Annotated in this window: 6 protein-coding genes; 4 read left to right on the top strand and 2 right to left on the bottom strand. The window is 42.1% G+C overall.

Features of this window, described 5'->3' with window-relative positions:
* Positions 1 to 89: 89 nt before the first annotated feature.
* Positions 90 to 4,841, bottom strand: a complete 4,752-nt coding sequence (locus Q0976_RS14925) for a hypothetical protein (RefSeq protein ID WP_299494658.1) — start codon at positions 4,839 to 4,841, stop codon at positions 90 to 92.
* 195 nt (positions 4,842 to 5,036) lie between these two features.
* Entirely contained in the window at positions 5,037 to 9,716 is a 4,680-nt protein-coding gene (locus tag Q0976_RS14920) for an RHS repeat-associated core domain-containing protein (RefSeq protein WP_299494713.1), read from the bottom strand.
* Between the two features lie 651 nt (positions 9,717 to 10,367).
* Between Q0976_RS14920 and Q0976_RS14915 the strand changes: the two genes are divergently transcribed.
* From Q0976_RS14915 to trpCF, 4 genes are read left to right on the top strand one after another with little or no spacing between them, the layout of a single operon-like run.
* A complete protein-coding gene (locus Q0976_RS14915; protein WP_299494656.1) occupies positions 10,368 to 11,948 on the top strand; it encodes an anthranilate synthase component 1 in 1,581 nt (526 codons plus the stop codon).
* Complete coding sequence (locus Q0976_RS14910) at positions 11,945 to 12,544, top strand: aminodeoxychorismate/anthranilate synthase component II (RefSeq protein WP_299494655.1); 600 nt, start codon at positions 11,945 to 11,947, stop codon at positions 12,542 to 12,544. The genes Q0976_RS14915 and Q0976_RS14910 overlap by 4 nt, the downstream gene beginning before the upstream one ends.
* Entirely contained in the window at positions 12,541 to 13,614 is a 1,074-nt protein-coding gene (gene trpD, locus Q0976_RS14905; RefSeq protein WP_299494653.1) for an anthranilate phosphoribosyltransferase, read from the top strand. Before Q0976_RS14910 ends, trpD begins: the two co-directional genes overlap by 4 nt.
* Positions 13,611 to 15,002: a bifunctional indole-3-glycerol-phosphate synthase TrpC/phosphoribosylanthranilate isomerase TrpF gene (gene trpCF, locus Q0976_RS14900; RefSeq protein ID WP_299494652.1), complete on the top strand. Its 1,392-nt coding sequence runs from the start codon at positions 13,611 to 13,613 to the stop codon at positions 15,000 to 15,002. The genes trpD and trpCF overlap by 4 nt, the downstream gene beginning before the upstream one ends.
* Positions 15,003 to 15,082: the final 80 nt, after the last annotated feature.

The raw sequence follows: 15,082 nt of genomic DNA, 5'->3' as shown, positions 1-15,082 counted from the left end.
TTATTTTATTGCTGCGTTTAGATTTTGATATTAGATAAGCTGAAAGCCATTACTTTTAGCTTATCTTTTTTAGGTTAAATACCTATTGATTATTCACACTCATATTTATGATCGCTGCCATCTCCGCCCTCACATGAGTCTATTCCTTCTCCACCATAAATATGATCGCCACCACTTTGCCCCTTGATAATATCATCACCCGCATCACCATAAAGGTAATCCCCGCTCGAACCACCTTTTATAGTGTCATTGCCATCACCACCATGAATCTCATCGTTATCATCGCCACCATCTAACCAATCATCGCCATCACCACCATAAATCGTATCATCGCCATGACCACCTGAGATCGTGTCATTGCCTGAATCTTCCAGAATATCCATTCTAACCTTCAACGCCTCAAGATACTGCGCTTCGGTCTGCTCATCTTCTTTATACAAAAACTCACCTGGAGAACCGCCATAAATCAAGTCATTTCCATGGTCACCTTTTATAATATCATCACCCTTACCCCCTTCAATATAATCCCAGTCATCTCCCCCTTCGATAGTATCTTTCCCGTCATCACCAAAAATGTAATCATGACCACTGCCACCATAAATCTTATCCTTTCCAGAACCACCATAAATCAAATCGCCACCGCTATTTCCTTTTAGCGTATCATCCCCATCTCCACCATCAATCAGATCAGCCCCATCTCCTCCTTCAATGTAATCATTCCCATTGCCGCCACAAATAACATCCGTTCCACCTTTCCCATAAATGGTATCATCACCTCCAAATCCCATAATGACATCTTTGTCACCAGTACCCGTTAACTTATCATTTCCAGATGTTCCCCAAATCGTTGGCTTTTCTCCATGACATAAATCTTGGGTTAAAGGATCAGTTTTAGTGAGTTTAACTTCATCCCAATCGGGTATACCATCACGGTCGGTATCATTGCTGATTGGACTAGTCTTATAAATAAGCACTTCTTCGCTATCAGTTAGTCCATCACCATCTTTATCTGCATTACTGTCATTTGGATCGGTTAAATACATGAAAATTTCTATATTATCGGCTATCCCATCCCCATCTGTATCACTATTGTTCGGATCTGTCCCATATAAATTCAACTCATCAGCATCCAAAAGGCCATCACCATCGCTATCTTCACAGACATCGCCTAACGTTGAACCAGCACTGTCTTTTTGATCGGGATTAAACACGCTAATACAATTATCATTGACATCGGCAATACCATCACCATCACCATCGTCAGGGTCAAATCGCTTCCTCTCAAAAGTCCAATCGATAGAGCTTGAGCCATTCACCTCATTGAGAATAATATGCAACCTTTGGGTTGTATTATCATACTGTAATAAATTCACCTTCATACTAGGATGGGTCGTCACTGAATTTGATAAATTCGATACTGTTTTCGTCAGTTGAACAGTCTCTCCCAATGCTAATTTAAGGTTTTTTCCAGAATAAGAAAGACCAAAATTAAAATAATTAAAATCTATTAAAGTAAAATTATCAATACCACCACTAATCATCGTATTATAAAAATTGTCATTAAGGACTAAAATAGGATATCCATCAACGGAGGATATCTCTGGGACAATGGAAAATACAATCGGTGGAGTAAAATAAGATTGTTCTGCATTAATATCTATTGTACTAATTGCACAGTTACTGCATTTATATAAATAATGATTAAAACTTAACTCTCGTACTTTATCCCATGAACTCCTAACAGCATAAGGGTCAATACTAATGGGGTTACTAATATATTCATCTGAAAAATTGAATTTGTATTCTATTAATTTCTTCTTCCCCCCTTCCATGACAGCAATCCCTTCCAATAAACAATAAGGCGTATCTATACTATAAATTTCTGGTTCTGGTTCCTCTGGGTTCATATATCCTGTTGTACTCCAATTCACTGCCAGTGATGATTTAAAAAACTGAATAAACTCCAATTTATCACCTGAATCGAGTAAGTCTTTTTTTCCTGTTGACTTATTATAAACAGTAGAAACACTTGAAACATTAACTAAAGGAATTTTATTCAAAGAGTATCTTTTCTCTTCACTTAACTTATCATTATCTCCTAAATAAGGATAGGCAGTTACTTCAAAATCTTGACTGCTTTTATTAATATTATATTCTAACGCACTCACTTTTATATTTTCAGGAGATGGGCAGTATATATAAGTTGTATTTTCTGTAGAACTCGATGCATTTATATTAATTTGGCTATCATGATAAATCCGAATGCTGTATGCTGATTTATTGTTAACGGCCTCATATCCATCATCATAATTTAATAAATAAAAGCCTGAGTTCATTGATAATGTTTCATAGCGCTTCGTAAATAATTCTACTTGTTGCCCAGGAGCTATAACCATCTGACTTGAATACACAGGATAATCACTATTATTATTAATAACCACCGAATACAGTATTTCATCATAGGTAGACATTGCATCCACCCCTATTCGATATAAATCAAAATGTTGTTCTTCGTTTATATGACCAAGAATAACATCACCCGCGATTCCAGAATTAGCTAACCAAAACAGAGAAGTATCAAATATATTATTTTCTTCTTCCAGCGAGTACCAATTTGGATTAATTTTCGACCAGTCATTATTAATTGCACTGTATATTCGAACATTGTCTGTAGCACGTAAAGCTAGTTTATCGGCAATAATCGCAATGTCACTATCGCGATTGTCAAAGTCTTGCACTGGTTTAATGCTGGACTGGTATATTTCATTTCCATCATAATCAATTTTATAGATATCTACACCTTGAGTATTCATTACTGCAATTGCTTCACCGGTATCTGTCGATATCGCAAACTTTGAACCTAACACATTAAACTCCCCTTTATGCCAAGAATTCAACTCTCTGTCATAAAGGTATTTTTGTATATAGCCACCTGTATTAGCAACATACAACATATTAGGATAATAATTTAAAAATGCTAATCCACGGCTTTCAGAGCCTGTTTCAACCTCAACATCAACTTGACTCGATAATGCCCATACACCAGAACTAGAATCCACCTCATAAATAGCAATACTGTCTGACTGCGCCAGTGCAAGACGTTCACCATAATCACTTATCGCCAATATACCTGAATAAACCTTCTCCTCTTCAAGCGTTATTTCAGCCATAACAGGTTTTTCTGTTAAAGGAGATTGTATCGTAAATAATTGCGCAGCGCCTTGAGCATTAACGACCAATACAGCCCATAAATCCCCCTGGCTCGTATTGACAATCGAAACAACATCGGCATCGATATCCGTTTCTAAAGTGATGCTTGATACCTCTGAGATATCTTCTCCATTATCTAAATAAAAGTGAACATCCACATTACTGCTATCCGCTATCCATTCCAACCGACTGATAATGGTTCCTTGGCCCCATACATAATTACTGGCAGCAGTAATGTGCGATTTATTACCATTAACCTCAAAACTCTCAGTTATGTTTAAATGGTTATGCCATGCCGTATTCGTATCAAAGAGGCTGGGTTCAGGTATTGTCAACCAACTTATAGGCAAACCTATTTCTTGATTATCGGGCCCAATCACTTGCAGCATGAGTTCTATCGACCGCCAACCAGACCAAGCACCTAAAGACATTAAATACGTTTGGCCCGCTTCTAAGTATTGTGATTGACCCCATACCGTTTGATAATCATTACTGCAATTAATGCCCGTAAAACTATAAAGTTGATAAGGCAAATGTTCCATATCATAGTACGCCCCTTCAGTTTCACCTAAACGAGTGTGTACGAGTCCCATCCAAACTTCTTGAGTATAATTCTTATATCCATATATTAACGAATCAGAGCAATTTGTCGCATTATCATCAAAACCATAAGTTTCTCTATTCTCTAATGCCCATGCATCTTCACTTAACAATTGCATCGTTTTCCCATGCACATTTTCTATCGATAAATTCATGCCTCCAGCCGATCGTCGTCCAAAAGTATAATTACCTGAAACAGGTACATTTAAAAAAGCATAGCCTTTTATCCAATACGCATTGGTAAAAGGATAATTAATTAAAGAAGGCCCTGTTAATATCCAGTCATAGTCAAACACTTTACTATTTCCTGGATACTGAACTAAATTATCAACACTGGGCTGTATTTTATTATTATAAAAGTTATCTCTTGCTATAATATCAGGGTAATCGAGTTTCATTTTCATTGAATAATAATGTGTATGATGCTCCCGTCCAGAAAAAGGGTTTTCATTATCATCAAAAAACATAGAATCAAAAGTATTATCTTTTATTTCTTCAATATCCATAGACAGTCTATGAGTGTAATCATCAGGAATAATAGATGGATAGGCGTTTAATAAATCAGCAATGTCATTGCCCAGTTCTTTATCAGATAAATACAATAGGAACTCATCGGTTTCACTTCTATCCCCCTTATCAACACCACTTCTGTCGTATATTTTAGTTAACTGTTCTAATGCCGTATCACTCGCTTCAGGCAACATACTGTAAACTGAAAATACCATGCCTTGTTTATGAGTATCACTATTGAGTGATGTTGTTGACATTGCCATCATACTTTGAGTCGCCGGATTCATATCAATATGAATGATGTCTTGAACATCAATATCTGCATTGGTTAATCCACCATTAATATAAACGCTCACTTGATAATCACACCCTTCAGATACCCCATCAGGTAACGGCCATTCATTTTCAATTATCCAGCCAGATTCAAATGATGCCAAACTACAATCAGTATCGATAGGCGAAACTATATAATAATAACTCATTGCGTTTTTATTATTCGCTTCAATTAACTCATTTGCCAAAGTTATATTACCTATTAAAGATATAACCATAATAAAAAACATAAAAAAACATCTACTTAAAAATATCATAATCATTCTCAAACAATGTTGATTAACGGGTTAATTTAAAACCCATAAAATGAATAAAACACAGACAGTTCCATAAGAATTTAATAGAGTCATTATTATGATATAATGACTCTACATATTCCTCAGTTAAATGCCGTAATTGCCCATACTGCTGTATCTTGAAGTCGTCGAGTTTTGCCTGGTCATATTAGGCGTGGTTAATTGTGAATTATAGCGAGAACTTCTCCAATCCCGAGTAGAAAAACGTGCCCGAGTATTATTATCAATGAAATTTTGCCAATTATTAAGTTGACGATTTACCCTAGCTCGATAACGATATTTATCCACGCCTTTACGCACTCCTCGACCCACACCATAGCCTACAAAAGCCCCCAGTGCCGTATAACCTGCTGCGATACCAAACTTGGTGAGCAAACTTTTCCAGCTATGATCCCCATTCGAGTAGCTAATCGCGACCACTATGCCTCCTGCTATAATTGGCGTAATAAGTAAACCAATCACCACCGCCGCAACAATACCGACAGCAAAAACCCCTAACACAACTCCCACTAACGCCCCTGCAATAAACGCCCACATGTAAGGGTTTTTCACATTCCAAAACTTACCACTTAAAATATTGGTATTCTCATGCTTATTTTTCGCACTATGTCCATTAGGATCGTGTAGATTAATGGGATCGCCATTGGCATAACTATAAGGACTGCTCCCCCCATTTAACTGCGGATCAAGTGTGGTAAAACTGTGTAATGTGGGCAAGTACACCCGCGCCCCCATTAAGGCCATATCAAACACCATCCCTTCAGTTTCAACACCGCTGCCACTGTCAAATCCAAGATTAGGCGCCCCTTCTATATTGGTATTACTGCCACCTAAACGCTCACCATAAGGACTGAATAAGCTCATATCACTCACAAGTGTCTCATTCTGTGTCACATCAAGAGCAAACAAACGATGGCCTTGTAATGAGTTATACCCCCAGTTTTGACGGGACTCATCCATCATCATTGACACCACGGCCCCACCGGGTAACGCTATCGTTTGCACAAGGGGCGAGCGATTTTGTCCTAAGCTTAGGCCCATTAAACTGTATAACAACATGCTGTCCACACCATCAAAACTTGATTGTTTCGCTAGCACGTGACCTTGCGCATCTCGGGTATAAATCACTTGATTACCTAAGTTATCATCAGCCTGAATTAAATCATTTTTTTCATCATAATTGAGTGACAATATCGCGCCATCGGATCGCTCGACTGAGGTCATCGCATAACCACTCTCATCATAATTGACCTGCAAACTCTTGTTTGTCAGCGCATCATCAGTCTCATCACCCTCTGGCCATACCTGGGATGCAACCCCTGTCACCCCATCCGCATTGTGATAGCTAAAGTCTCGCTGCTCTTTGCTGCCATCAGGGTATGAAATAAGCTCTTGCGTCACCGCTCCATCTTTACCCGCTTGCCCTTTATTAAAATCATATTGCCACTGATACCCTGACGAACCTAACGCGGCCTGCGTGCCCGATAACCCCGTGGATATCAAGCGTAACTGCCTATCATAACTGTGCTTAAACACCGCAGTCTTGCCATCAAAGTGTGTCAATGTTTCTTCTAACACACGCCCCGTTGGTGCCATTAATCGGTAATCTGTTATCTTGCCCCCATTAGGCAGTGACCATTGCCCATAATCCACTTGAGAATAAGCGTTACGAGTAAACACCACTTGACTGTCATTACCATAATCAACGCTGCTCAATTCACCTGATTGATAGCTCATACTTGCAAGCGTTTGTGCCACACTACCATTACTGCTTCGGGTTATCGTAAGGGGCTTTCCTGCATCATCTAAGGTGAAAACAAGCTCTACGTTCCACTCTTCCCCCACTTCGGGCATACCGGAAACTTTTTGTGTCAATGTTTGTCCCGCTAAATCCATCTCCTGCGTAAACACACTGCCCCATTCATCTTGACTGCGCGTTAACTGGCCTCTTAAATCAACTTGCGATAAACGTTGACTGCTCGTATTGTCGGCAGCAATATTACTCTCCATTAACTGCACTAACTCGCTACCAGAAAAGTGATAAGCCATCTTGATACTTTTAAGCGTGTCCCTCCCTTGACTCACCGTCATATTACTTAACCGATAACGTTCATCATAGTCGTAACACACCTGCACACCATCGCTGGACTGCTCACCAATTTTAACCCCAGCTCTATCATAGGCATACTGCATTGTCATCGGCCCTTTACCGGCAGAATCTATCTGTAAACTGGCCAATTGCCCCGCACTGCCCTGCGCGTCAAACCCCGAGCAAAATCCACTGGGTTCTCCCGTTGAGTCATATGCGCCATAATAGGTAAAATTCGTCCCAAGCCCCGAACTCAATGCTTGCCTCTTTAAACGTCCAAACTCTCCCACATCATCATAAGCCAATGACAGTTCGTTACCTTCCGTTTGCACACTCAATACGTTCCCTAACATAGGGTCTTGATATTGGCGTGTTGTCATTAACGTCGTCATTCCGCCATTACTCGATAATTGCTCACTATTACTTTCAGAGGTCACTAAACCTAAACCTGGTGTTAATTGCATGGCCGTTATGCCTTGCCAGCCACTAGCGTGCTCACCATCTGTGGTATACTCAAGCGATAATGCACCACTGGGGCTATCACTGCCTGACACAAGAATATTCAGTGGGATTGCATCTCCTGCACTAACATTCGATAACACCACTGTCGACCCATCAATCACTTCAGCGTCATTGACTAACAATTGGAAATGACCTGTCGACTCAGATAACGTCCCCTGCAACACAATGTCACCGCTCACTGGCGAGATGAAAACCGTACTCATTAAGGCTGACCAGCCTTCATTGCTGGGGGTAAAATAAGATAATGTGTTTAAATCAAAATCGAGTTGCCCAGTCCCTACATCCTGTGGTGCTCCTGAAAACTCGGCATTGTTCCAAGCTCTTATTACCAAAGGTGCAATCCCTTCATCGTACTGACGTGTAGATATTGGCGCATCATCAAATTGAGAAGCCGGAGCCGGGCCCATTACCTGTGTTTGAAATCCTAAACTATTATAATTAATGCGTACTTGTGATTTTTCACCGCTCACCATGTCACGCTTAACTTCTGTTAATAAGTCGCTCTCATCCCAAACCCACTCTGAAGTTAAATTATCCATTAAATCCGTTGAACGCGTCACTCGCCAGTACTGGTCATAATATGCCGTTTGTAACGGCACGCTTTTACTGCCTACAAGCCGAGTTACTGTGGTACTACCACTGTTATCAGTATTTGCCTGATATTGGTATAAATGACTTAACCTGTTTGCCCCCAGTGTATCTGCGGGCATCATTATGCTAATGACCTTACCTAAGTTTTCACTCTCAGTTCCATATCGGATCTCATAACGCCTGTCATTGGATAATCCGCTGAAATAATCTGCATCTGCCGCCTCAGAAGTCCTGACACTGGTTAAGTTATTCGCACTGTCATAAGCAAAATCCACTAACGCACCATTACCCTGTGCCATGCGCGCTAGATTGCCATTACTGTCATACCACAAGGTGATCTTAGTGCCATCAAAATTAGTAAAGCGAGTCAACTTTCCATTAGCGGGTCTAACAAAGCCTTCTCCGGGACGATAGGGTCCATCTGCATCAGCCAATGTCGTGTAATTAAACGCAGCGAAACGTCCACTCACGGGATCATAAATCTTTTCTATTCGACCATTCGTCCAAGTAACAGACCAAACGGCATCTTTCAACTTACCAACTTTACTCTGACTTGTTAAATATCCGTTCGCATCAAACTCAGAGACATTACCCGAAATATCCGTGTAAATAATGGAGGTGATCACATTCTCACTGTCTGTGTTCACCCATAAACTGCCTGACAATCCTGAAGGAAGTGCACCACTGGTTTTTACTTGCCATAGATTTGTCTTTTCATCTAAGGTAAAACGCAACCGACTTCCCGCTAGACTCATCAAGCTAATGGCATGGGCTTGCCCGTCACTATCCACATCATCAAACTGAGCCTGCACATAACCTAATGATGACAAGCCTGCAATATTCCAACCTTCTGATAGATAACTATTACTGCGTTCACCAGATGAATACGTCAATGATAATTGCATCGTATCCGCCATACTATAGACACCACTGCTGACAAAATTAGCCACAAGCTCTCCCGATGCTAATCCCACCGTTAACGGTCCCACCTCATCTCTGGGCTGAAAATCGCCCCGATGGATATCCACTGAAAAGCTAAACCAGTCGGAGTCCACACCATTGGTCAAATCTATCACCTTCCAAAAATACGTTTCACCTTGAATAAGCGGTTTATTGACTTGCCAACTGCGGCTATCATTAATCGTACCAGATTCAGCCATGCTACTTTCTTCACCGGTTTGCGTCGGGGAGTTGGCCACCACAAAAAACAATGAAGGCCCAGTAAACTCTGCTGGAGCGATGAGTAATGGCTGCAGTGACGTCACCACTCTACCGTCTTTGGCATTAATTGCTGAGCTTAATGACAGTGGAGAAACAGGGGATGTTGACGCCGCCGTTAATGCTGGAAGCCCTAGCGTGTCAGTCCATGAGACACTGCTTCCCACCGCTTGAGGCACAAACAAATCACTGGGAGTGGTACCGGTACTGATCATTTCAATATTTGAAGGTAGTTCTGCAGTATTATCGACTGCTATGGCTCGACCCGAAACAGACAAAGTCAGCACCATAGTAAAAATAACACTCGACACAATAACACGTGTAAGAACGGACTCTGGATTAAACATCACTCCCCCTCCCCACCAAGTGGGTGACAACCATTAGGACATAGGAGTTTAAGTATAATGATTAACTTTTATTAATGTAACGTTAATGTGTAACAGAGTGATAATGAAATATATAATTGCATTTAAACAATTAAATTGGTTAACAATGGATTTTCAAAAGATGAAATATGTCAAAATGTAAATTAGAAGCTAACAATTCGTTTGAATTCTAAAGTAAAAACAGTATCAGCCACTAAAAATCAAAAGAAGCCCCAAAATAAACAAGATTTAATTGACAGAGTAAGGTATCAAATGTTCTTATAGTGATTGTTAGCGCCATCTTTTTATTTAGCGCAATAAATGACATTTTTTAATCACTTTTTGTAAAGTCAATTTTTGATAGTGAGCCTTATGACACAGTTTAACGTTTCTTCACACATTTCTTGGTGGTGGCACTTCCCAACTTAGCGGGTCGTGTGAAACTCTGTGCTCATAAAATGAGACAAGATTTAAACAAAAAGCCCGCACACATTGCGGGCTTTTTTGCATTTTTAGCTAAGGCGATGTGTTCAACCAGCAGACTGCAATACACGAGGTATCGTAATCAATTGAAATGCATACACTGAACTTATTTTTAATTTAGCCGTTTTTTGATTTAGCAGGATGATATTTATGACACCCTCAACCTTAGCCAGCGTCATTACAGACAGTGAAAGCATCACTTATCATGATGATCCCCTCATGCTTTATCAGCATCTCACTGGTGATGCGCCTCATACTATGTTGCTTGAATCTGCTGAAATTGACAGCAAAGCGCACCTTAAAAGTATGCTGCTGACCCATAGTGCCTTAATGATCCGTTGCGACCGCTATCAGTTATCGTTTAGCGCATTAACAGACAATGGTGCTCAACTACTTAACCCCATCAACGATTTCTTCGCTGCCCAAAGTACAACACAGTCTACTTCACACCAAGACAAGCAATTAATTGTCACATTAACCAAAGTAACCCAACAGCAGGATGAAGATGCCCGCTTAACATCTGTCTCTCCCCTTGATGGATTACGTGCCTTAGTAAAGCACATGCACAGTAAGCAAGCCCCAGCATTTGAACAACTCTTTCTCGGGGGGGTACTCGCTTACGACTTAATTGACAGTGTCGAGCCTCTGCCATCAGTGCCTGATAGTGAAAATACCTGCCCAGACTATCTCTTTTATCTGGCCGAAACCTTGATTTTAGTGGATCATCAAACCCAACACGCCAATATTATCACCCATGTTTTTACACCCAATAACCAAGAAGAAAATTCAAACACCATTAATACAATGGCAAAAAGGCGAAATGCTTTACAGCAGCTCAGTCAAACCCTGCCTCAAGTAGCAGAGCTCAAACCTATTGATGATGAGGTAAAAGTCAATGTCAGTGACGAAGATTTTAAAGCCCAAGTCACAGATTTGAAATCCCACATCATTAACGGTGATATTTTTCAAGTCGTGCCCTCTCGGAGCTTTAGCTTGCCTTGCCCCAATACACTCGGCGCCTATCGAGCATTAAGGCTTACCAATCCGAGTCCTTATATGTTTTACGTCAAGGGGCCGGATTTCACCTTATTTGGCGCATCACCTGAAAGCGCCATTAAATATGAGGCCAGCACCAACCAAGTGGAAATTTACCCTATAGCTGGCACGCGCAGACGCGGAAAAACAGCCGATGGAGAGATTGACTTTGATCTTGATAGCCGCATAGAGCTGGATCTCAGATTAGATAAAAAAGAGTTGTCTGAACACATCATGTTAGTGGATCTAGCACGCAATGATATTGCCCGCATCAGCCAAAGTGGTACCCGAAAAGTACCAGAGCTATTAAAAGTGGATCGTTACTCGCACGTTATGCACTTAGTCAGTCGCGTCACAGGTCAATTACGCCAAGATTTAGATGCACTGCATGCTTATCAAGCCTGCATGAATATGGGCACCTTAACCGGCGCCCCTAAAGTCAGTGCAGCGCAACTTATTCGCAGCGTCGAGCAGAGTCGCCGTGGCAGCTACGGTGGCGCCGTGGGCTACTTAAACGGTCTTGGCGATATGGATACTTGTATCGTGATCCGCTCAGCCTTTGTCAAAGAGGGTACCGCCCATATTCAAGCCGGTGCAGGTGTGGTATTTGACTCCGATCCTCAAGCCGAAGCCGATGAAACCCGTCAAAAAGCCCAAGCAGTGATCACTGCCATTAAAATGGGAGCTGGACAATGAAAATTTATTTACTCGATAACTTTGATTCTTTTACCTATAACTTAGTGGATCAATTTCGCAGCCTCGGTAATGAGGTCATTATTTACCGTAATGATGTCGACGCACATTTTATCGCAGATAAATTGCGCAACGATAATGAACCCAGCGTACTGGTGTTATCACCCGGCCCCGGTGCCCCTCATGATGCGGGCTCCATGATGCAACTCATTGCCTTACTTGCAGGCAAAGTTCCTATGCTTGGGATCTGTTTAGGCCATCAAGCCTTAATTGAGCATTACGGTGGTAAAGTGGAACGTGCCCAAGAAGTGGTTCACGGCAAGGCAAGTCCCACTATTCACCAAGGGCAAACCCTATTTGCAGGCTTGCCGTCACCACTGCCGGTTGCCCGTTACCACAGTTTAGTCGCAACCCAAGTCCCCGATTGCCTGGATATTATCGCCACAACAGACGAAATGCCCATGGCCATCTTGCATCAAGCACATCGCGCCGTCGGATTTCAATTTCATCCAGAATCGATTCTGACCACCTTAGGCAGTCAATTACTGACACAAACCTTAGCTTTTCTTTCGACTCAAGCTAATGAGGCCAATTCATGAATCAAGCGTTCAGCCAACAAGCCTTACTTGAGCAGCTCTACCAAGGACACTCTTTAACCCGTGATGAAACCCGCATACTCTTTACTGAGATCATGAATGGGAACATGAGTGAAGCAGCTATTGCTGCCATGCTCATCGCCATGAAAATTCATGGCGAAACTATCGATCAAATCACTGGCGCCGCCGATGCCCTTCGCAGTGTGGCAAAGGCTTTCCCTTCACCGGATGAAGCAGTTAAAGCAAAAGGTATTCTCGATATTGTGGGTACCGGTGGCGACGGTCACGACACCATTAATATTTCCACCATGGCGGCCTTTGTCGCCGCGGCCTCAGGGGCTAACGTGGCTAAACATGGCAACCGCAGCGCCACCAGCAAAACTGGCTCATCGGATTTACTGAGTCAATTTGGCATTAATTTAACCATGTCGCCAGAAGTGGCCTGTCAATGTTTAAACACCTTAGGTTTATGCTTTTTATTTGCGCCCCACTATCATGGTGGCATCAAACATGCCATGCCGGTCAGAAAAGCCCTGAAAACGCGCACCCTATTTAATGTACTCGGGCCACTTATCAACCCCGCGACTCCTGACTTCATGCTACTTGGCGTATATAGTCCTGATTTAGTCGCGCCCATTGCCCAAGTCCTCCAAGCCCTTGGCGTGAAACGCGCCATGGTGGTTCACGGCAGTGGTTTAGATGAAATCGCCATTCATGGCGAAACCTTAGTCAATGAACTTAAAGACAATCATATTCGCGAGTATCATTTAACGCCCACAGCCCTTGGCATACCACTGGCTAACCTAGCCGATATCAAAGGCGGTAGCCCAAGTGAAAACGCCCGTTACACTCAAGCTATTTTGCAAGGTAAAGGCCAAACGGCCCACACCCACGCCGTGGCCATGAATGCAGGCTGCGCCCTTTATATTGCGGGGCTTGCCGACACGCCAAAAGCAGGCACAGAGTTAGCCTTAAGCACACTCAAAAGTGGCCGTGCTTATACCCTATTAACTGAATTAGCCAATGCCAGTCAAACAGGCTCAGCCATAGTCACAAAGGAAGTATTGTCATGAGTAATGTCTTAACCAAGATTGTCGATACCAAAACCGCTCATATTACCGCGTTAAAGAAGCGTTTTCCTGAAGAGACACTGTCACCAAACATCTCCGATAGAAGTTTATATGATGCACTGAGCGCGCCTAATGCAGGCTTTATTTTAGAATGTAAAAAAGCCAGCCCATCAAAAGGACTTATTCGTGACGACTTTAATCTTGAAACCATCAGTGATGTGTATACTCGCTATGCGGCGGGCATTTCAGTGCTAACCGATGAGCAATTTTTTCAAGGCGATATGGACTTTATTCCTCGTGTCCGTAGCCGCGTCACTCAGCCCGTACTCTGTAAAGATTTTTTTGTTGACGCCTATCAAATCAAACTGGCCGCCCATCAAGGCGCCGATGCCATCTTACTCATGCTATCTGTACTGGATGATGGGCAATATCAAGACTTAGCCACAGAGGCTAAACGCTATCAGCTTGATGTATTGACGGAAGTCAGTAATGAAGAGGAACTTGAACGCGCCATTCAATTAAACGCACCGATTATTGGCATTAATAATCGCAACTTGCGCGACTTATCAACAGATTTAAGCGTCACCGAAAAGCTCGCGCCACGTATTCCAAGCGATCGAGTGGTGATCAGTGAATCCGGTATTTATACCCATGAGCAGGTTAAACGCCTTGCCCCGCTCGTCAACGGCTTCTTGGTGGGCAGCTCTGTGATGGCACAAGAAGATATTGATCTGGCCTGCCGTTTATTATTACTGGGCAATAACAAAGTCTGCGGCCTCACACGTATTGACGATATTCGCAGCGTCGCTCAAGCGGGCGCCGTATTTGGCGGACTCATTTTTGCTCAAAAATCCCCTCGAGCACTCACATTTGAACAAACAAAGCTGCTACTGAGTCAATTAACGCCTAATGATCCCAAACTGCAATTTGTCGGTGTGTTTGTTAATGAAGAGGCACAAACCATCGCCCATTTTGCACAAGCACTCAACCTTTTTGCGGTACAATTACACGGCAATGAAACCAATGATGACATCATAGCGCTAAAAGTGGCATTAACAGCACTGGGACTCCATACTCAAATTTGGAAAGCTGTGCCCGTATCGGCCAATAACGCCTTATCTGTCACCTTACCCACACATGCCGACAGACTGTTATTTGACAGTCAATCCCAAGGCCAGTTTGGCGGCACAGGCCAAACCTTTGATTGGCAAAAAGCCGCACTTCATAAAGAAGAGGCCATGCTAGCAGGCGGGTTGACTTTCGAAAATGCGAAACACGCCGCAGAGCAAGGCTTTTATGGTTTAGACTTTAATTCCGGTGTTGAGCAAAGCCCAGGTATTAAAGATCCCATTAAAATTGCCAATGTGTTTAACGCGCTACGTCAATATTAATGCAAAAGTACAGAATTGAAATATCAAAGCACATGATGAATACCACAATAGAATATTTAAAGAATGCAATGAGGAACACG

Source organism: uncultured Shewanella sp. (assembly GCF_947501665.1).
In the GTDB taxonomy this organism is placed as follows: domain Bacteria; phylum Pseudomonadota; class Gammaproteobacteria; order Enterobacterales; family Shewanellaceae; genus Shewanella.
This window is presented reverse-complemented; position numbering and strand designations above follow the sequence as displayed.

What these genes read in the sequence shown, in the direction of transcription:
- Q0976_RS14920 (WP_299494713.1), bottom strand. Translation starts at nt 9,716, where the DNA reads ATGTTTAATCCAGAGTCCGTTCTTACACGTGTTATTGTGTCGAGTGTT.
- Q0976_RS14915 (WP_299494656.1), top strand. Translation starts at nt 10,368, where the DNA reads ATGACACCCTCAACCTTAGCCAGCGTCATTACAGACAGTGAAAGCATC.
- Q0976_RS14910 (WP_299494655.1), top strand. Translation starts at nt 11,945, where the DNA reads ATGAAAATTTATTTACTCGATAACTTTGATTCTTTTACCTATAACTTA.
- trpD (WP_299494653.1), top strand. Translation starts at nt 12,541, where the DNA reads ATGAATCAAGCGTTCAGCCAACAAGCCTTACTTGAGCAGCTCTACCAA.
- trpCF (WP_299494652.1), top strand. Translation starts at nt 13,611, where the DNA reads ATGAGTAATGTCTTAACCAAGATTGTCGATACCAAAACCGCTCATATT.